The 17818-nt window shown below is 63.0% G+C and carries 17 protein-coding genes and 1 tRNA gene; 9 read left to right on the top strand and 9 right to left on the bottom strand.

All coding sequences use genetic code 11. The features are described 5' to 3' along the window. Positions 1 to 58 precede the first annotated feature (58 nt). Both MU848_RS16715 and MU848_RS16710 read left to right on the top strand, forming a co-directional pair. Positions 59 to 133 (top strand) — tRNA-Glu (locus MU848_RS16715). Between the two features lie 124 nt (positions 134 to 257). Then, positions 258 to 617, top strand: a complete 360-nt coding sequence (locus MU848_RS16710; protein WP_247234329.1) for a DUF2200 domain-containing protein — start codon at positions 258 to 260, stop codon at positions 615 to 617. A 24-nt stretch (positions 618 to 641) separates the two neighbouring features. Here the strand turns inward: MU848_RS16710 and MU848_RS16705 are convergent, their stop codons facing one another. Next, positions 642 to 1703, bottom strand: coding sequence for a class I SAM-dependent methyltransferase (locus MU848_RS16705; protein WP_247234327.1), 1062 nt, complete (start codon positions 1701 to 1703; stop codon positions 642 to 644). Between the two features lie 82 nt (positions 1704 to 1785). On the opposite strand from MU848_RS16705, the gene creD reads away from it, so the two are divergent. From creD to MU848_RS16685, 4 genes are all read left to right on the top strand, one after another. After that, a complete protein-coding gene (gene creD / locus MU848_RS16700; protein WP_247234325.1) occupies positions 1786 to 3294 on the top strand; it encodes a cell envelope integrity protein CreD in 1509 nt (502 codons plus the stop codon). Between the two features lie 133 nt (positions 3295 to 3427). Then, a complete protein-coding gene (locus tag MU848_RS16695; protein WP_247234323.1) occupies positions 3428 to 4195 on the top strand; it encodes a histidine phosphatase family protein in 768 nt (255 codons plus the stop codon). Then, the gene (locus MU848_RS16690) at positions 4192 to 5082 is read left to right on the top strand and encodes an NAD(P)H-hydrate dehydratase (RefSeq protein WP_201515235.1); all 891 of its coding nucleotides are present in this window, start codon (positions 4192 to 4194) and stop codon (positions 5080 to 5082) included. Before MU848_RS16695 ends, MU848_RS16690 begins: the two co-directional genes overlap by 4 nt. Positions 5083 to 5128: 46 nt before the next feature. Beyond that, a complete protein-coding gene (locus MU848_RS16685; RefSeq protein ID WP_201515234.1) occupies positions 5129 to 5596 on the top strand; it encodes an MgtC/SapB family protein in 468 nt (155 codons plus the stop codon). A gap of 9 nt (positions 5597 to 5605) precedes the next feature. Here the strand turns inward: MU848_RS16685 and rlmN are convergent, their stop codons facing one another. Together rlmN and MU848_RS16675 are read right to left on the bottom strand one after the other, a co-directional pair. Then, the gene (gene rlmN, locus MU848_RS16680) at positions 5606 to 6865 is read right to left on the bottom strand and encodes a 23S rRNA (adenine(2503)-C(2))-methyltransferase RlmN (RefSeq protein WP_247234321.1); all 1260 of its coding nucleotides are present in this window, start codon (positions 6863 to 6865) and stop codon (positions 5606 to 5608) included. Positions 6866 to 6912: 47 nt separating this feature from the next. Then, entirely contained in the window at positions 6913 to 7383 is a 471-nt protein-coding gene (locus tag MU848_RS16675) for a hypothetical protein (RefSeq protein WP_201515491.1), read from the bottom strand. Positions 7384 to 7551: 168 nt separating this feature from the next. Between MU848_RS16675 and dnaN the strand changes: the two genes are divergently transcribed. Together dnaN and MU848_RS16665 are read left to right on the top strand one after the other, a co-directional pair. Next, positions 7552 to 8664, top strand: a complete 1113-nt coding sequence (dnaN, locus tag MU848_RS16670; RefSeq protein ID WP_247234319.1) for a DNA polymerase III subunit beta — start codon at positions 7552 to 7554, stop codon at positions 8662 to 8664. Positions 8665 to 8833: 169 nt separating this feature from the next. Then, positions 8834 to 11434 (top strand): EAL domain-containing protein, encoded by a 2601-nt coding sequence (locus MU848_RS16665; protein ID WP_247234317.1) that lies wholly within the window; start codon positions 8834 to 8836, stop codon positions 11432 to 11434. 79 nt (positions 11435 to 11513) lie between these two features. On the opposite strand, the gene MU848_RS16660 is transcribed toward MU848_RS16665, so the two are convergent. Both MU848_RS16660 and MU848_RS16655 read right to left on the bottom strand, forming a co-directional pair. Beyond that, entirely contained in the window at positions 11514 to 11933 is a 420-nt protein-coding gene (locus MU848_RS16660) for a response regulator (RefSeq protein ID WP_247234315.1), read from the bottom strand. 65 nt (positions 11934 to 11998) lie between these two features. Next, positions 11999 to 14488, bottom strand: a complete 2490-nt coding sequence (locus MU848_RS16655) for a TonB-dependent receptor (RefSeq protein ID WP_281494523.1) — start codon at positions 14486 to 14488, stop codon at positions 11999 to 12001. A gap of 189 nt (positions 14489 to 14677) precedes the next feature. Here MU848_RS16655 and pip point away from each other — a divergent pair, with 189 nt between their 5' ends. Then, the gene (pip, locus tag MU848_RS16650; protein WP_247234310.1) at positions 14678 to 15619 is read left to right on the top strand and encodes a prolyl aminopeptidase; all 942 of its coding nucleotides are present in this window, start codon (positions 14678 to 14680) and stop codon (positions 15617 to 15619) included. A gap of 53 nt (positions 15620 to 15672) precedes the next feature. Here the strand turns inward: pip and MU848_RS16645 are convergent, their stop codons facing one another. From MU848_RS16645 to MU848_RS16630, 4 genes are all read right to left on the bottom strand, one after another. Beyond that, positions 15673 to 16068, bottom strand: coding sequence for a hypothetical protein (locus MU848_RS16645; protein WP_247234308.1), 396 nt, complete (start codon positions 16066 to 16068; stop codon positions 15673 to 15675). 87 nt (positions 16069 to 16155) lie between these two features. Further along, positions 16156 to 16737 (bottom strand): hypothetical protein, encoded by a 582-nt coding sequence (locus MU848_RS16640; protein ID WP_247234306.1) that lies wholly within the window; start codon positions 16735 to 16737, stop codon positions 16156 to 16158. 13 nt (positions 16738 to 16750) lie between these two features. After that, entirely contained in the window at positions 16751 to 17305 is a 555-nt protein-coding gene (locus tag MU848_RS16635) for a demethoxyubiquinone hydroxylase family protein (RefSeq protein ID WP_247234304.1), read from the bottom strand. After that, on the bottom strand, positions 17302 to 17787 hold the full coding sequence (locus MU848_RS16630) for a disulfide bond formation protein B (RefSeq protein ID WP_247234302.1): 486 nt from the start codon (positions 17785 to 17787) through the stop codon (positions 17302 to 17304). The genes MU848_RS16635 and MU848_RS16630 overlap by 4 nt, the downstream gene beginning before the upstream one ends. Positions 17788 to 17818 lie beyond the last annotated feature (31 nt).

Here is a 17818-nt window from a genome sequence, read left to right as displayed (position 1 = left end):
AGCTCCCCCCCTAAAGCCGCCCTCGCTTCGCAGCACTGCCAGAGCAATTCTGCAGTGTGGCCCCTTCGTCTAGCGGTTAGGACGCGGCCCTTTCACGGCTGAAACACGGGTTCGATTCCCGTAGGGGTCACCACCCAGCATTTGCTGGGTTTGTTCATCTCCACCGAGATCAGTTCCCCTGAAGCTGGGGATCAGTTTCCCCATCATTCTTTTGCGCGAAAGCTGCTAAGGCATTTTGGGTCTGCGCAGGAGGGATCATGGCGAAGCATCGCATCTACTCGGTCAGCGTGGCGAGCGTTTACCCCCTCTACGTCAGCAAGGCCGAGAAGAAGGGCCGCACCAGAAGCGAGGTCGATCAGATCTTCCGCTGGTTGACCGGACACAGCCAGGAAACGCTTGAGGAGCAGCTGGCGGCCAATGTCAGTTTCGAACGTTTCTTTGCCGACGCGCCCGAACTGAACCCCGCACGGCGGCTTATCACCGGCGTGGTCTGCGGCGTCCGCGTCGAAGAGGTCGATGAGCCCCTCATGCAAGAAATCCGCTATCTGGACAAATTGATCGACGAACTCGCCAAGGGCAAGCCGATGGAGAAGATCCTGCGCGCCGATGCCAGTTGAGCGGCTTCGGCCAGTTCCTACCCTTCAACGCGCTTGAAGCACCATGTTGAATGGCCCTTCCGCCACTCTTTTAACCGACTGGAAGCCGCCGTTGGCGATGACTGCCGCCAGACGAGCTTCGCCTGCTTGCGCGCCCAGGCCTTCGCCGACCTCCTGGTCAAGCGACGTGGGCACGCAGATCATGGTGGACGCGTTGTAGTAGAGCCGCCCGACGGGATTGAGATTGTCTTCCGGCCTGTCGCCTGCAATCGGCTCGACGATCATCCAGCTGCCGCCCGGCGTCAGGATGCGGCGCATGTGTGCCGCGCATCCCTTGGGATCGCCCATATCGTGCAGACAGTCATACATGGTGATGAAGTCGAAGTCCTTCTCGGCAATGTCCTTGGCCGCCGCTACTTCGAACCGGACCCGATCGCTGAGGCCATGTTCTTGCGCATGACGCCGTGCGTCCTCGATCGAGGGCTCGTGGAAATCATAGCCGGTGAAGTGACTTTCAGGATAGGCCTGCGCCATCAACAAGGTCGAGAAGCCCACGCCGCAGCCGACATCCGCGACCTTCGCGCCGGACCGCAGCTTTGCCTCCATGCCATCCATCGCGGGTATCCAGCTTTGCACGATGTTGTTGACATAGCCGGGCCGGAAGAATGCGCCGGTCGCGCAGAACAGGCAGCCCGCATGGTCTCCCCATCTGACGCCCTTGCCGTTGCGGAAACATTCTTCGACCTTGGGCTCCGCCTCGATCATGGCGGCGACCATTTCGAACGCGCCTGCCAGATAGACGGGGCTGTCGGGGTTCACGAAAACCATCGCCTGCTCTGGCGAGACGCTGAACATGCCTGAGCCAGGGTCGAAGTCGATAAAGCCATTGGCGGCCTGGGCCATTGCCCATTCCCGGACATAACGCTCATGCAGGCCGCCTGCTCTTTGTGCGAGGTCCGCCGCCGTCGCTGGGCCCTGCGCGAGCGCGTCAAACAGGCCTAGCCTGAAGCCGACGCGCACCGTCGGCACGCTGATCGCGCCGCCGAGATCGTTCAGCATTTTTCCGACAAAATTGTGAAGTTTCGCTTCGTCGATCGACGTCTGCATCATGCCCTCCTCGAAACAGTTCGACTCTCGGCACTTCTCGTGGGCGACCTTATCAGATTAACGGACACGCGGCACGTGATGATTGACGCTGCCGCCCCTTGGCATAGACAGTGACCTGGACAATATTCGACAGGAGCGGCGGTTGATTACAGGCTCGGCTGAAGACATGCGGCCAACACGGTCGCCCGGCATGAAGCTGCTGTTCGCGGCGCTGGTTGCGCTGTCCCTCATCGTGCCGCTGATGCTGATCTATGCTCTGGTATGGGACCGGCAGAGCCAATCGCAGACGGCGCAGGACGCCATCAATGCTGGTTGGGGCGGGCCACAGATCATTGCGGGACCTGTCATTGTCGTTCCGTTCCGTACCACTCAGGTGCAGGAAGAGCAGGTTGACGGCCAGCGGGTGTCGCGCACTGTCGAGACCGAAAAGCTGCTCTATATTTCGCCGGTCGAGAATATAGTCACGACCACCGTCCGTCCGGAAGAGCGGCGCAAGTCGATCTACCGCAGTGTGCTCTACGACGCACGTATAAAGGGAACCGCGCAATTTGCTTTGCCGCAAGACCTGCCACGTTTCGGCATCACCGCCGATCGCCTTTTATGGGAGCGGGCGGAATTGCGGATGGGCGCATCGGATGCGCGGGGATTGACCAGCGGTGGGTCGCTGTCTGCCGGAGGCAAGGCTTTGGCCGTGCAGCCCGGCAAAGGTCCCGGCGCCACCGGAGGGCAGGGTTTCTTCGCCTTTCTCCCCTGGGCGGGCGAGGGCAGACTGACCGTGGCATATGATTTCGGCCTGCGCGGCAGCCGGTCGCTGAGCCTGGTGCCAAGGGGCGGCAAGACCTTCTGGCAGATCTCTTCGACATGGCCAAGCCCGAGCTTTGGAGGCGCCTTCCTGCCCGAGAAGCGGGAGATTTCGGATGGCGGCTTTTCGGCCCGTTACCAGATCGACAAGCTGGCGCTGGGCCAGCCTCCCGTCGCGATGCAGGAATTGGGGCCTCCGCTGCTGGATGGCAGCGCGGGCTATGCCATGGTGGCGGCTGCCGACACTACGGTTGCGGCGAGGCCAGCCGAAGTCATCGGCGGCAATTCCCGCGCGGTGACGGTCGGCCTGATCGAACCGGTCGATCTTTATTCCAAGGTGGACAGGTCGGTTAAATATGGCTTCCTGTTCATAGGCTTCACTTTCCTCGCCTTCCTGCTGTTCGACATTGTCGGCGGCGCGCGCGTGGCTGCGGCGGAATATCTGCTGACGGGGGCGGCGCTGGTGCTCTTCTTCGCCCTGTTGCTTGCCTTTGCAGAGGTCATCGGCTTCACCGCAGCCTATATTCTGGGGGCGGCGGCGATCATCGGCCTGTTGTCCGCCTATAGCGCCGCCGTGCTGGGAAGCTGGCGGCGCGGTCGGTTCATCGGGGCGCTGCTGATGGGGCTCTATGCCTTGCTGTTCGTGCTGCTCAACCTGGAGGCATGGTCGCTGCTCATCGGTTCGGTGCTGCTGCTGATCGCGCTGGCAAGCGTCATGTACGCCACGCGCAATGTTGAATGGAGCAATGTCGGGCAGCGGAAATCCCAGGAAGCGCAATCCCGCGCGTAGACCGGGTGGATGAGGCATGGCTGCTTCAAGGGTTGGCTCGCCATGCCTCCCTCGCGCGCCTGCGTCGGGATCAAAGCCTTGGCGCGACCGTTCTTCATGCCTCAGCAACGCGGCATGAAAGGCAGGGACATCCGTGGCGTCACTTCATTGGCCAAGCCAGCTCATCATCGTTCGTCATGGCCAGAGCGCCGGAAATGTCGCGCGCGATGAGGCGACGGAAGCGCAATCCGACCGCATAGCCTTGTCGGTGCGCGACGCGGATGTCCCTTTAAGTGAGCTGGGCCGCGAACAGGCGCAGGCGTTGGGCCACTGGTTTGCAAGCGAGGCGGAGGATCATCGGCCGGAGGTTCTGCTATCCTCTCCCTATCTGCGTGCATTTCAGACGGCGCAGGTCTTTCGTGAAGCAGGCGGAGCGCGGGCGGACGAGCCGATCTGCTTCGACGAGCGGCTGCGGGAAAAGGAATTCGGAATATTGGACGGGCTGACGACGTCCGGCATCCGTAAACTTGAAGCAGAGCAATATGAGTTTCGCCGGATGCTCGGCAAATTCTATCATCGGCCGCCCGGCGGGGAGAGTTGGTGCGACGTGATCCTGCGCCTCCGGTCGGTGATGGATACCATATCGCTGCATTATGCTGGGCGGCGGGTGATGATCTTCACACATCAGGTCGTGGTGCTGTGCCTGCGCTACATCATCGAAGGCCTTGATGAAGCGGAGATTTTGGCGATCGATCGGGCGGGAGACGTCGCCAATTGCGCGATCAGCGACTATGTCTATGACCCCTCGCATGGCCGCAATGGCGGGCTGGTGCTTTGCCGTTACAATGTGACCGCGCCGATGGAAGAAGAAGCGACGCCGGTCACGCGCGAACCCGATGCCATTGCAGGAGCGCGGGGATGATGCCGGAGACCCTGGATACCGCCTGGCTGAAGGCGAACCCGTTGCCGGTGGTCGACAGCGATTCAGACAAGAATGCGCGCGGCCGTGTGCTGGTGGTCGGTGGGGCGGAGTTCGTGCCTGGCGCCCTTCGGCTGACGGGCGAAGCCGCCCTGCGGGCGGGTGCAGGCAAGCTGCAGATGGCGACGGTGCGATCGGCCGCCATGTCGCTGGGCGTGCTGGTCCCCGAGGCGGCGATGATCGCCCTTCCGGCGCAGGAGGATGGCGAGATCGCAGTCGGCGCGGCCGCCGTGCTGAAGCCGCAGCTTGCCCGCTGCGATTCGCTGGTCCTGGGACCCGGCATGAATGTGAGTGCCGGGACGGATCAGCTGGTCGCCGATATTCTGGCTGCGACGGAGCCACCCGTGACCATCATCCTCGATGCGGCAGCAATGACATCGGCGCGCGATTTGCGGTCCACGATCGCAGCGCATGAGGGGCATATCATCCTGACGCCGCATCATGGGGAGATGGCGATCCTGACGGGCAAGAGCGCTGAAGCCATTACAGCCGACCCGGTTGGGGTCGCGTCGCAGGTCGCGCAGGATTTCCAGGCCGTGGTGATCCTGAAAGGGGACCGCAGCGTGATTGCGGCTCCGGATGGCGCCTGCCTACTGCATGAGGGCGGTTGCGTCGGGCTTGCCACAGGAGGATCCGGTGACGTGCTCGCAGGCATTGCTGGTGGTCTGGCAGCGCGTGGAGCCGACCCTTTCCGCGCCGCTGCCTGGGCAAGCTGGCTTCATGGACGGGCAGGGCGGGAACTGGCCCGCACTATGGGGCCGATCGGCTTCCTCGCCCGCGAACTGTTGCTCTTGATCCCCCGTTTGCTGGAGGAACCCGGCAGCAGCTAGCGATGTTCGTTGCGCATCCGAATTCATGTTCGTGCGTTTAGGCGAAATGAGAGACACATTTTCGGTCCTGCCGCATCTGGTTCCGATCGTGATTGCCTATTGTCTGGCGCTTCCGATCGGCTGGAACCGGGAGCGGGCGGAACGCAGCGCCGGGTTGCGGACCTTCCCCTTGGTGGCCGTGGCCAGCTGTGGCTTGGTCCAGACGGTCGAGGGCTTAATGTCGCAGGAAGTGGAGGCGCTGGCTCGCGTGCTGGAAGGCGTGATCGCAGGCATCGGATTCCTGGGTGGCGGCGCGATCCTTCAGCAAAGGCATGCCGTGAAGGGCACTGCAACCGCCGCAAGCCTATGGATCACGGGCGCGATCGGCGTTGCGGCGGGGCTTGGCACCTACGATGTGGCGGTGGTTCTCACCGGCTTCACGCTGCTGACATTCTGGGTCATGGCGCCGCTGAAGCCCGATGAGAATGAACGGGACGCGGAAGAGACCATCAGCGAGCCCCGCCCGCCACGCTAAGGCGAAGGCTCAACCGAGCGCCGCTTGCTTTTCGGCCGCTAACCTGTCGAGCTCAGCGCGGCCCTTCTTCTCGCTGGCGGATTTCAGCTGCCCGCAGGCGGCCATGATGTCCCGGCCCCGCGGCGTGCGCACCGGAGCGGAGATGCCGCCTTCGAACACGATGTCGGAAAAGCGCTTGATCCGCTCGGGCGTCGAACATTCATAGTCCGTGCCCGGCCAGGGATTGAACGGGATCAGGTTGACCTTGGCTGGGAGCTTGTAGTGACGCAGCAGCCGCACCAGTTCGCGCGCATCCTCGTCGCTGTCATTCTTGTCCTTGATCATCACATATTCGAAGGTGATGCGGCGGGCATTGTTGGCGCTGGGATAGTCGGCACAGGCCTGAAGCAGCTGTTCGATGCCGAACTTCTTGTTGAGCGGCACCAGTTCGTCGCGCACATCCTTGGTCACGGCGTGGAGCGACACGGCGAGGTTGACGCCGATCTCTTCACCAGCGCGCGCCATCATCGGCACCACGCCGGAGGTCGAGAGGGTGATGCGGCGCTTCGACAGCGCCAGGCCATCGCCGTCCATGACGACCTTTAGCGCGTCGCGGACATGGTCGAAATTGTAGAGCGGCTCGCCCATTCCCATCATCACGATGTTGGTCAGCATGCGGCCATCGGTCGTATATTGCGACGCGTCGTCGGCTTCGTCGTCATTGGCCGACGCCATGCTGCCCTTTGGCCATTCGCCCAGCGCGTCGCGGGCCAGCATCACCTGGCCGACGATTTCGCCCGGCGTCAGATTGCGCACCAGACGCATCGTGCCGGTATGGCAGAAACGGCAGTTGAGCGTGCAGCCCACCTGGCTGGAGACGCAGAGCGTTCCCCGATCGGCGTCGGGGATGAACACCATTTCATAATCCTGGCCATCGTCCGACCGGAGCAGCCATTTGCGGGTGCCGTCGCTCGACACCTGGGCTTCCACTACCTGAGGGCGGCCGACGACGAAGCGCTCGGCCATCCAGCCGCGCATGGGCTTGGCAAGATCGGTCATGGCGTCGAAATCGGTCTCGCCGCGATGATAGAGCCAGTGGAACAACTGCTTGGAGCGGAGCTTCGCCTGCTTGGCGTCGAGCCCTGCTTCCTCCAGCGCGCCTTTGATCTGCGGGCGCGACAGGCCCATGAGGTCAGTGCGTCCATCTTCACGCGGCGTCACCGCGCGCGGCACGGGCACAGGGTCAATAGCGCCGGGAATCGGCATCAGGGGGCTGGCGGATGAATGCATGGCAGCGCCCATAGCGGATTTTTGCGTATTTATAAAGGGAGCGTCTATCAGCGCAGCCGGGCGCACCCCAATGCCGCCGCGTCGATCGCCGTGGCAGCGCCGCGCAGCGTGTAGGTGTCGGCAAAGGCTCGCCCATTCGCGCCTTGGGTCTGCACGCTCATGCTGCCTGCCGAGCGCATGGCCGCAATGATGGCGGCGTCGGAGCGGGGATCGGGCGCCCACGCGTCAGCCTGGCCCGCGACCAGCGGGAAGCGCCGCTCACCGACATTCAGGATGACGGAAGCGCCATCGGCCCGCACCCGGCTCAGCCGGAAATGCACCTGTCCGCGCACGCGTTGGCGGGGCCAGTTGCCGACCGCTGCAAACCCGCTGCCTGCGCGGCTCACGGGTTTGGCTATGGCGTAGCAGCGCGGCGCTGCCGGATCGCGGAATGCCCCCCAGGCTTCGAACATTCCCAGAGAATCCCGCGCAGCCGCAGGCGTCGAGATCAGCAACGAGAGGAGCCAGAGGCGCTTCATGAAGCTGGCAAAGCCCATCATGTCCCCTTTTGCAACCCTTGCCGTCACGAAACGATCAGCAGGCGCTTGCCGCCGCCGCAACAGTGGTTATGAAGGATCATCCATCATTGTCGCCCGGATTCGACCGCATTCGGGCTTTGCGCAGAAAAGAAACGGACAAACAGGGACATGAAGGCCACAATCGAACGCGCCACGCTCCTCAAGAGCCTCAGCCACGTCCAGTCGGTGGTTGAACGGCGCAATACGATTCCGATCCTGTCCAACGTGCTGATCGAAGCGTCCGCCGACGGCGCGATCAAGCTGATGGCGACCGACCTCGATCTCCAGATCGTCGAGAGCGTTTCCGCGCAGGTGGAACAGCCCGGCGCGACCACCATCAGCGCCCACACGCTGTTCGACATCGCCCGCAAGCTGCCGGAAGGCAGCCAGGTTTCGCTGCACGCGGCCGAGGGCAAGATGCTGATCCAGGCGGGCCGCGCCCGTTTCAACCTGTCGACCCTGCCGCGCGACGATTTCCCCGTGATCGCGGAAGGCGATCTGCCCACCAGCTTCGAGCTGCCCGCAGAGACGTTGAAGCAGATCATCGACAAGACGCGCTTCGCCATCTCGACCGAAGAAACGCGCTATTATCTGAACGGCATTTATTTCCATGTGTCTGACGATGGCCAGCCGGTTCTGAAGGCTGCTGCGACCGACGGCCATCGCCTTGCCCGCGTTACCGTGCCCCGTCCCGACGGCGCCGATGGAATGCCGGGCATCATCATCCCCCGCAAGTGCATCGGCGAACTGCGCAAGCTTCTGGATGAGGTGGAAGGGTCGGTCCAGATCACCCTGTCCGCAAGCAAGATCCGCTTCGGCCTGGGCAGCGCGATCCTCACCAGCAAGCTGATCGACGGGACCTTCCCGGATTATAGCCGCGTCATTCCGACAGCCAATGACAAGCTGCTCAAGATCGATCCCCGCAGCTTCGAGGAAGGCGTGGACCGCGTCGCGACGATCGCGACGGAAAAGACCCGTGCAGTCAAGATGACGCTTGATCGGGACAAGATCACCCTGTCAGTGACCAGCCCGGAAAACGGCACGGCGGCGGAAGAAGTGCCGGGCGCATTCCAAGGCGAGGGTTTCGATATCGGTTTCAATGCCCGCTACCTGCTGGACATTCTGGGCCAGATCGACAGCGAGACGGTCGAGCTGCACCTGGCGGACGCGGCAGCCCCGACGCTCATCCGTGAAAATGACCGGAGCCCGGCGCTCTACGTGCTGATGCCCATGCGCGTCTGAACGTAGGCTAGGCTGAGTATAATGATCAAGGTTTGGAAAGATGCTGGCGATGTTCAGCATCTTTCTTTTTTCCGCTCCCATCGCTGGTTTTCGCGGCCGCGCGGAGCCATTATGCCTTTTGGCATAACCGGGTAAGTTTCTTTCAACATCTGTGCGTTACGCACGGGCCATGGCCCCTTCGCGCATCAGGCTGAATGATTCCCTGTCCCGGCCCGCTGATCTTGCGGTGGCGCTGGGCCTTGCCGAGGGCGGGACCGAGGCGTCGGCTTTCTGGATATCCGGCGCCTTTTCCCACATCGCGCGGCTTTGGCCGCTGATCCTGCTGGGCAAGCTGTGCACCGTCGCGCTGCTGCATGTGCCGCTTGGCAGCATCTACTCCATCCTGACATTGCTGTTCATGCTGCTGATCGACGGCGTGCTGATCGTCGGGCCGCGCGCCGAGCGGTTTCACAACCAAAGACCACATGTGCAGAAATGGTTGATGCTGCCCGCCGTCCTGTTGTCGAGCGTGACATTCAGCATGTTGCTGGGACCGGCGCGTTTTGCCGGACCCTTGTCATTTTCCCTCGCGGCCGAAGTCGCGATGGCGCTGATCGCCATATCCGTGTTCGGCGACCGGCGGTTATTGGGCGTCAGTTATTTTCTTGGAACGCTGATCGTGTCAGCCGTTCAAGGCGCAGGCTTTGCCCAGATCGGCATGTTGCTGAGCTGCATTGCCGTCATGCTGATCGCTGCTGTCCGCCAGGCGACCGTTGACCTTGAGCGTGCCGTTACCCGGCATCAGCAGGATTTGCGTGCCCAAAGATCCGACCGGCTGTTGCAGGAATATGAGCAATCGGGGCAAGGCTGGTTCTGGGAAACGGATCGGCAGGGCTGCCTGACCTATCTTTCAGAACCCTTGGCCCGGACGCTCAACGTCCCTGAGGATGACCTCGTAGGGCGGCCGATCACCGACATCGTATCGGCTGGTGATCATCAAAATGGCGGGGGTGAACGCACCCTGGGGTTCCATCTTTCAGCGCGGACCGGGTTTTCGGACGTTCACGTGCGGGCGGCCGCGACACGCGACGAGCGCTGGTGGTCGATCTCCGGCCAGCCGGTCTTCAATGAATATGGCCAGTTCCATGGCTTCCGGGGAAGCGGGACCGATCTTACGGAAATGCGCCGGAGCCAGGCCGAGGTGCAGCGGCTCGCCCAGTTCGATTCGCTCACCGGGCTCGCCAATCGCGTGCAGATGCTGCAGTCGTTGGAAGATGCCGTCGCTGGCGCGCGCGGACAACCGGGCGATTGCGCATTGCTCATGCTGGATCTGGATCGATTCAAGACGGTAAATGATACGCTTGGCCATCCAGCCGGTGACGCACTGCTGCGGCAGGTCAGCCAGAGGCTCCAGCGCGTGGTCGGTAATCGCGGGCTCGTCGGGCGGCAGGGGGGCGACGAGTTCAAGGTGCTGCTGCCGGGCGGACAGGATCGCGCGCTTCTGTCCCAACTTGCCAAGACGATCATCAGCACGCTTTCGCAGCCCTACACGATCGAAGGCAAAGTCGTCGTCATCGGCGTATCTGTTGGCATTTCCTGCTGTCCGCAGGATGGCGAGACGGCCGATGCGCTGATCCGCAATGCCGACCTGGCGCTCTATGCCGCCAAAGGTGACGGGCGGGGAGTTCATCGCTTCTATTCATCGGAAATGCATGCCGATGCAGAAGGACGGCGGCAGCTGGAGGAGGATCTGCGTCACGCCCTGGCTTCGGACGGGCTGCACCTTGTCTATCAACCCGTCGTGTCCTCCAAGACGGAGCGGGTTACCGGCTACGAGGCATTGCTGCGCTGGATCCATCCGGTGCGCGGGGAGATATCCCCGTCCATTTTCGTGCCGATCGCGGAAGATACCGGCCTTATTGGATCGCTGGGCGAGTGGGTGCTCCGCACCGCCTGCCATGATGCAGCCCAGTGGGAAGAGGATATTCGCGTCGCGGTCAATGTCTCGCCCATCCAGTTCGCCAATCCTGGCCTGCCTGCGACCGTCATGAACGCACTTGCCGCCGCGCAACTCGCGCCCCAGCGGCTGGAGTTGGAGATCACCGAAAGCGTCTTCCTGAACGATGATGAAGGCACCGATGCGATGTTTTCCCGGCTCAAAGGGATCGGCATCAGGCTGGCGCTGGATGATTTCGGGACCGGCTACTCCTCGCTCGGCTATCTGAAGAAAGCGCCGTTCGACAAGATCAAGATCGACCAGAGCTTCGTTCGCGGGGCGGTGATGACCGGCAGCCGGAACAGCGCAATCATCAAGGCCATCGTCAGCCTGGCCGAGGCGCTGGGCATGGACACGACCGCCGAGGGAGCGGAAACGCAGGACGAACTCGCGCTCATCCGCGATCTGGGCTGTAGCCATATACAGGGCTATGTCTATGGCCGCCCGCTCGGCGCGAGCGATGTGCTGGCCCGGCACCGCGTTCATGGCACGGTCGCGCTGGTGGAAGGCTTCCAATCCAGTCGTCCTGAGCGCAAGACCATGCTGCGCACGGTTGCGGTGCATGCCGACGGCCATGCCTATACGGGGCGCATCCGCAATATTTCGGCCACTGGCGCGATGATCGAAGGGCTTTGGAACGTGCCTTCAGGCATGGACCTGACTGTCGAGTTCAGCGACGTGCACAGCGTCGATGCGGTCGTCCGCTGGTCCCGCGACGATCGAATGGGCGTGGAGTTCGCCGGCGCCATCGATATTGCGGCGGCGTGCGCCCTGCCTCGATCGCTGGCATCCTGATCCCGCACAGCTTTGCGACCGCGCACAAAAAAAGGAGCCGCCGATCGCGGCTCCCTTATTGTGCTGAACTGATAACCGTTCAGGCGGCGATCGCTGTCCGCTCCGCCTGAACCATGCCGCGGGCCACGTCCCTGATCAGGGTAATGAACCGCCCGGCCTCGCGAGCGATCATGGCCTTGTTGAAGCAGGCGGCAGCGCCCCGGTCGAGCGCTTCGGCCATGATCGGCGCTCCGTCACGCATCAGGCTGGAGAGCATGATGACGGGGCAGGGATCGATCTCCATGATCTCATCGAGGATGCTGAGGCCATCCCGGCCCGGCATGGCGACATCCAGCGTCACCACATCGGGCTTTTCCCTGCGGATAAGGACGATCGCTTCTTCGCCATTGCGGGCGACGCCTACGACATCGAACCGGCAATCGCGCTCCAGCAGCGTTTCGATCATTGCGCGGATGGTGAGCGAATCGTCGACCACCATGATCCGTATCGGCTTTGCCATATATTCCTCCGACCCATGTTTTCATGGATCATAACGGACGGACAATGGAGTCATTTAGGCGAGGGTCAGAAGAAGAGCTTCCGGAAGGAAATGCTGATCGTCCGGCCCAGCGGATCAAGATAGCCTGGCTGATAACGCAGCGGCGTTCCTCCTGTGGCGTTGGTCACGTCGCGGCGGGTGTTGAAGATATTGTCGATGCCGATCGACACTCGCGATCCGCGTAGAAATGGGTGGTTCTTCACCAGCGAAGGCATTTGCCCAAGATTGGCGAACAGCCGCAGGTTCGCCGTCGCGAGGCTGCCGAAATCAAGCCGCGACGTGCCGCCCAACGCACCATCGACATGGGTGCCGCTTTCCCAATCGACGCTCAGCCGCGCGCCAAGCCCGTTGTTCGTGTAACCGACGCGAGCCTCCACCTCGTGCCTTGGCTGGCCGCCCGATGATCCTGTCGCGTCGCCATTCAACAGGTCGAGTTCCGGCACGCCCGGCGCGATCAGGATGCTCTCGGTAAAATGCCATGTGTGATAGAGGCTGAAGCTCAGTCGTCCGCCTCCAACACCGCGTCCGCCACCCGGCCCGCCAAAACCGCCGCCTGGACGTCCGCCGCCGCCAAAGCTGCCTTCGCCACGGGGGTGATCGCTGTCGTTTGGTGCAGGCGGAGGGGGTGCGCCATCCTGGCCTCTCTGCGCTCCGCGCCCGCCACGGTTGCCGAACAGCGCGCGCATGTCCTGCAATTCCTTCGGCCGGTCCTCCGGCTTCGCGCCAGCCGCCCGCCAGGCTTCGACCAGCTTCTGGATGCGGGACTTGAGCGGGAAGGATAGATCGAAACCCCAACGCAGCTGCTCGCTTTGCGACCGTAGATAGTTGATCGGCCGCGCATCGATTTCGGTGAGCGCGCCGTTCACGCGAGTGAAGCGACCATCGAAGGCGTCCTCGATCGCCGGGGTCGGTTCGGGGAAGGCCGCGATCGGATTGCTCGTCCGGCTGTTGAGATAGGTCGCAGTCAAAGTCAGGTTGGGCTTGTCGAACGGCTTCACCGTCGCGCTCAGCCGGAACTGATCCCGCACGCTTTCCTTCAATTGCGCGTTGCCCCCGGTCACCCGCGTCACGAAGACGGTCTGGCCGCTTTGATAGTCGAAGACCGGAATATTCTCCGTTCTGATCACAGGATCGCTGAGCTGGTTGCCCGTAGGTGCTGCCCGGTCCTGGTTGGCGGAAACCAGCAGTTGGACCGCTGGTATCGGCCGCCACCGCACACCATAGCCTAATGTGGAGAGCGTGCCGAAATCCGAAAGCTCCTGCGCAGCCGCATTCACATTGATGCCGATGTCGCCAACCGCGCTGAGGACGCCCCTCGCCTTGCTGGTGATCGGCAAGTCGAGCGTCACCTGTCCGCTGGCGATCTGCCGGTCATAGTCATTTCTGCGTTCGGTTCCGTTGCGGATCGACCAGGCTTCGAAGCCGTTGGCCGATGCGCCCACCCGGACCGAGCTTTTCACGGCGCCTGCGGGCAGGTCGAACACAGGGCCCGACAGTAGCAGGTCGCCCGTCACGGCCCGCGACCGCGCGCTCGCCCGGTCGGTTGAACTCGATCGGTCGGTTCGCGTCCGGGTGTCCGACACATCGCCATTGCCGGTGAAGGACCATTGCCAGCCTTTGCCGAGCAGCCCGTTGAACGTCAGCCCCAAATGGCCGGTCGTTCCGCGAATCTGCTGATCGAGCCGGTTGTCGCGCAGGAATTCGGCATAGCGCGGTCCATCGCCGATCGGCGCGGCGAGTGCTGCCGCCGAAAGCCCCTGAAGCGAGTCATTGTCCGAAAGCTCGACGCGACCATTGACGGTCATCGACATGCCGCCGAGCGCGCGGGCATAGGTGGCGTTCGCGGATATGCTTTCGGTCGCGGGGCTGAGAGTGCGAAAGCGAGTGACGTCGATCAGCGCGGGGTTACTCACCGTTCGTTCGATCCCGCGCTGGCTCTCCAGCAAGGAAGCGGCTGCATTATATTTGACGTTCAATGTGAAGCGATTGTCGCCCCGGATACGTAGCAGGCCCGCCTCGGCCGATCCGCTTTCCCGTCCACCATCGGTGGTCGTAGCCGCTCGCAGATCGGCAAGCTCTGCACGGAAGCGCTGGCGAAGCACGATGTTCGCCACCTTCTGTGTCGGTGCATAGCCATAGGACAGGGCGACCTGTTCGGGCAGGATATCGACCCGGGCCACGGCCTCCGACGGGATGTCCTGAATCTCGGAAAAGCTGGATATGCGCTTGCCGTTCAGCAGAACAACCGGCGTTCCGTTGGTCTGTGCCGACAGCTCGGTGATCATTTCCGAAATGGATGTCACGCCCAAAGCGCGGATATCGGCGGAGGAAAGCTGCTGTTCTGGCTTGATATTGCCCAGCACAGCGCCACGCTGGGGCTGGCCGGTGACGACGATCTCTTCCCCTTCGTCGATCTGCACCGGCGGCTCCTGGGATGCGGTCTGCGCCATCAGCGCAGCGGGCGACGCGCCCAATAGGAAAAACAGCATCAGCGAAGCCGGTCGGCGCACGAACATACCCCTTTTGGAAAAAGCGAACCCTTGATGGTCCGTCACTAGGGGCGAACTGTCTCAAAATCTTGGCAAGGCCAAGGCTAATTTGTCGCAAATTGTAGCAGTTGCAGTCGTGCGCTGCGGATCATCTGTGTGGACAGGCTTATCCTGCCGCCTGTTCCCTTCGCTCATCAGCTCGCCTAGGCTTTGCTGATGCGCACCTTATACCCGGCAATCGACCCCCATGCTTCCGGCCATCTCGACGTTGGCGATGGCCATTTTATCTATTGGGAGCGTGCGGGCACGCCGGGCGCGAAGCCTGCGGTCTTTCTCCATGGCGGGCCGGGCGGCGGCATCTCGCCCGATCATCGCCGTCTGTTCGATCCGGAGCGCTATGATGTCCTGCTATTCGACCAGCGCGGTTGTGGCCGTTCGACGCCGCACGCGTCGCTGGAGGCGAACAGCACATGGCACCTTGTCGCAGATATCGAGCGGCTGCGGGAATGGGTGGGCGTGGATCAATGGCTGGTGTTCGGCGGAAGCTGGGGATCGGCGCTCGCCCTGGCCTATGCGCAGAGTCATCCCTCCCGCGTCAGTGAATTGATCCTGCGCGGGATTTTTACGCTCCGCCAACAGGAGATCGACTGGTATTATCAGGAGGGTGCGAGCCGCATCTACCCCGACAAATGGGAACGTTTCCTGGCTCCCATAGCGGAGGAGAATCGCGGCGACCTGCTTCATGCCTATCACCGCTTGCTGACGGGCGACGATCGTGCGGCACAGATCGCTGCAGCCAAGGCCTGGAGTGTCTGGGAAGGCGAAACCATCCGTCTGCTGCCCGATGCTGCCTTGTCAGCCACGCATGATGACGACGCCTTCGCTCTGGCCTTTGCGCGGATCGAGAATCATTATTTCGTTCATCGCGGTTGGCTGGAAGAGGGGCAGCTCATTCGCGATGCGGGTAAGCTAAGCGGCATTCCCGGCGTCATCGTTCAGGGTCGGTATGACATGGCCTGCCCTGCGGAAACAGCCTGGGCACTGCACAAAGCTTGGCCTGAAGCGCGGTTCGAGATGATCGAGGGCGCGGGGCACGCCTATAACGAGCCCGGCATTCTCGACGCCCTTGTCCGCGCCACGGATGGTTTTGCCGCTTGAGGCTCTTCCAGTGCGCAGGGAGAGCAGCCGTGGCGCGGCCGAGTACAAGAGCCTCAAGGTTCGCCCTTGGACTCCTGCATCCGCCGTTCCGCAAACCATTGCTCCAGCATCTTGGCGGTGCAGCCGGTGAAGCCGTTGCTGCCGATGGCCGAGCAGCTGCCGGGCAGATTCTGCCGCTGAACCTGCTCCATCGTCGCCACCTGACTGCCCCAGCCCGGCCCACCCGACGGCGCTGGCTTTTCGCGCAACTTCTTGGGGATGCGGTAGCGTTCGGACTCGGGTTTGCGCGCGCAGACGATGATCTCTTCGCCTTCCCCCTTGGGGCAGGGGTCGTCCCCATAAACGATGAGGTTGAACACGCGCTGAGGGGGCTCGGCACTGGCTGGCGTGAGCGACAGGAAGGGCGCCAGCGCCGCTAAGCCAAGCAAGGCATGTACAGGAAAGCGCATCGGTGAATATCCTCCATTCGCCCCTGTCCACCGGCGGACTGCCCAAATCCGCCCGTTTATTCAGACGCCGAGCGTCGCGCACGACCGTCAGGGTTGCGGGGGCGTGCCCGGCTGGGGAGCAGTCTGCTGCGGTTGTGCGGCTTGCGCCTTTTCCTCCGCCACGGCTCGCGCTTCGATCGCCTTGCTATCCTCATCGATGGTGGAAAGCCGCCGTGCCCGTTCGGCTTCGACCAGGTCCTTCCAGCTGGCATTGTCCGCCGCCTGCCGCTCTGCCTTGGCAAGCCGGGCCAACTGGTTGAAGCAGCCGGTGAACCCGCCGGGGCCGGTGGCCGAGCAGCTTTCCGTGCCGGTGCGGCCGACATATTCCATGGATCGCACGCGCTCACCCCATGCCTGATTGCTCGGCTTGTTCGGATCGCCGCGCAGGGGTTCGGGGATGCGATAGCGTTCTTCCTCGCCCTTGCGCGCGCATACGACGATGTCGCTGCCAGCGCTTTGCGGGCAGGGGTCCTCGCCATAGACGATGACTAAGTTCACTCGCTCTGATCCCGTCGTTCCGGCAGCGGCGGTGGGCGCCTGTTCCTGCACGGGTCCGGTCTGCTGCTGCGCCATGGCGGGCAAAACGCTCGCAGCCATCAGCAGCATGGCGGCTGTCGCGGTCTTCATCATCGTCCTTATCTCCTCAGATCCGCTTCGACAGCGCGATTGCAGCCCGGCACCCCAGGCGAATGACACCCGAAAGCAGCGGATAGGCGGGCGCCTGTTCCGCTCCACGGGCGATCGCGGTTTCGCGATGCTCGACCTCTTCCGCCTGAAAATCCGTGATGGTGGCGGCAAGTTCCGCATCATCATTCGCCAGCTCCGCCAATTGCTCTGCATAATGGCGATCGATCTCAGTTTCGACCGCGGCGGTGCAGGCCATGGCGGCGCGCGGGCCGATCGCGGCAGTGACTGCGCCCAGCGCGAAACCCGCGACGTTCCAGATCGGCTGCAAGGCGGTCGGACGCACGCCGCGCCGCGCGATCATCGCGTCAAATATCTTGCGGTGCCGCTCCTCCTGCGCCGCCATGCCCGCAATGACGCGGGCGTCGGGGTGGCGATCGCCAAGGACCGCAAGCTGCCCGGCATAGATGCGCGTCGCGCCGAACTCGCCAGCCTGATCCACGCGCAACATCTGCGCGCGATCATCTGCCGTCACCCGCCTGCCGGGGCGGGGGAAATCCCTGGGCGCGCTCATGCCTCTTTCCTCGACTTGATCAGCAGGGCCAAGATGGCGAGGGCGCTCGCTCCCGACAAGATGCCATTGAAGCCCGCCAGCGAAATGCCCAGCAAAGTCCAAGGCGCGACGTCGCAGCGCGTGATCGGGGTTGCCATGATCTGGTTCAATATGTCGGCTGGATTTCCCGCCGTTGGAGAGGTGGAGCAGGCCGTCAGCCCCTGCCACCAGCCATATTCGACACCCGCATGGAAAAGGCCGATTGCGCCACTGATCCCGATTGCCAGCCCCGCCAGCCCTGCGAACAACGCGCTGACGCAGGGGCGCCTTTTCGTGCCATAAGCGATCAAGGCCAACGGGACCGCCGCCATATGCGGGTAGCGTTGCCACCAGCACATTTCGCATGGGTGCAAGCCGCCCACATATTGCGAGGCGTAAGCGCCACCCAGCAGCAACAGCGGCACAACAAGGGCAAGGAAGCGGGCGAGGGGCAAGCTTTTCATTGTGCCCGCTTAAACGGCCTTGAACCTTTCG

Origin of the sequence: Sphingobium agri, assembly GCF_023051225.1 — a bacterium.
In the GTDB taxonomy this organism is placed as follows: Bacteria; Pseudomonadota; Alphaproteobacteria; order Sphingomonadales; family Sphingomonadaceae; genus Sphingobium; species Sphingobium agri.
Note: the sequence above shows the minus strand (reverse complement) of the source record. Positions and strands in the feature narration are given on the sequence as shown.

What these genes read in the sequence shown, in the direction of transcription:
- MU848_RS16710 (WP_247234329.1), top strand. Translation starts at nt 258, where the DNA reads ATGGCGAAGCATCGCATCTACTCGGTCAGCGTGGCGAGCGTTTACCCC.
- MU848_RS16705 (WP_247234327.1), bottom strand. Translation starts at nt 1,703, where the DNA reads ATGCAGACGTCGATCGACGAAGCGAAACTTCACAATTTTGTCGGAAAA.
- MU848_RS16690 (WP_201515235.1), top strand. Translation starts at nt 4,192, where the DNA reads ATGATGCCGGAGACCCTGGATACCGCCTGGCTGAAGGCGAACCCGTTG.
- MU848_RS16685 (WP_201515234.1), top strand. Translation starts at nt 5,129, where the DNA reads ATGAGAGACACATTTTCGGTCCTGCCGCATCTGGTTCCGATCGTGATT.
- rlmN (WP_247234321.1), bottom strand. Translation starts at nt 6,865, where the DNA reads ATGCATTCATCCGCCAGCCCCCTGATGCCGATTCCCGGCGCTATTGAC.
- MU848_RS16675 (WP_201515491.1), bottom strand. Translation starts at nt 7,383, where the DNA reads ATGAAGCGCCTCTGGCTCCTCTCGTTGCTGATCTCGACGCCTGCGGCT.
- dnaN (WP_247234319.1), top strand. Translation starts at nt 7,552, where the DNA reads ATGAAGGCCACAATCGAACGCGCCACGCTCCTCAAGAGCCTCAGCCAC.
- MU848_RS16665 (WP_247234317.1), top strand. Translation starts at nt 8,834, where the DNA reads ATGGCCCCTTCGCGCATCAGGCTGAATGATTCCCTGTCCCGGCCCGCT.
- MU848_RS16660 (WP_247234315.1), bottom strand. Translation starts at nt 11,933, where the DNA reads ATGGCAAAGCCGATACGGATCATGGTGGTCGACGATTCGCTCACCATC.
- MU848_RS16655 (WP_281494523.1), bottom strand. Translation starts at nt 14,488, where the DNA reads ATGTTCGTGCGCCGACCGGCTTCGCTGATGCTGTTTTTCCTATTGGGC.
- pip (WP_247234310.1), top strand. Translation starts at nt 14,678, where the DNA reads ATGCGCACCTTATACCCGGCAATCGACCCCCATGCTTCCGGCCATCTC.
- MU848_RS16645 (WP_247234308.1), bottom strand. Translation starts at nt 16,068, where the DNA reads ATGCGCTTTCCTGTACATGCCTTGCTTGGCTTAGCGGCGCTGGCGCCC.
- MU848_RS16640 (WP_247234306.1), bottom strand. Translation starts at nt 16,737, where the DNA reads ATGATGAAGACCGCGACAGCCGCCATGCTGCTGATGGCTGCGAGCGTT.
- MU848_RS16635 (WP_247234304.1), bottom strand. Translation starts at nt 17,305, where the DNA reads ATGAGCGCGCCCAGGGATTTCCCCCGCCCCGGCAGGCGGGTGACGGCA.
- MU848_RS16630 (WP_247234302.1), bottom strand. Translation starts at nt 17,787, where the DNA reads ATGAAAAGCTTGCCCCTCGCCCGCTTCCTTGCCCTTGTTGTGCCGCTG.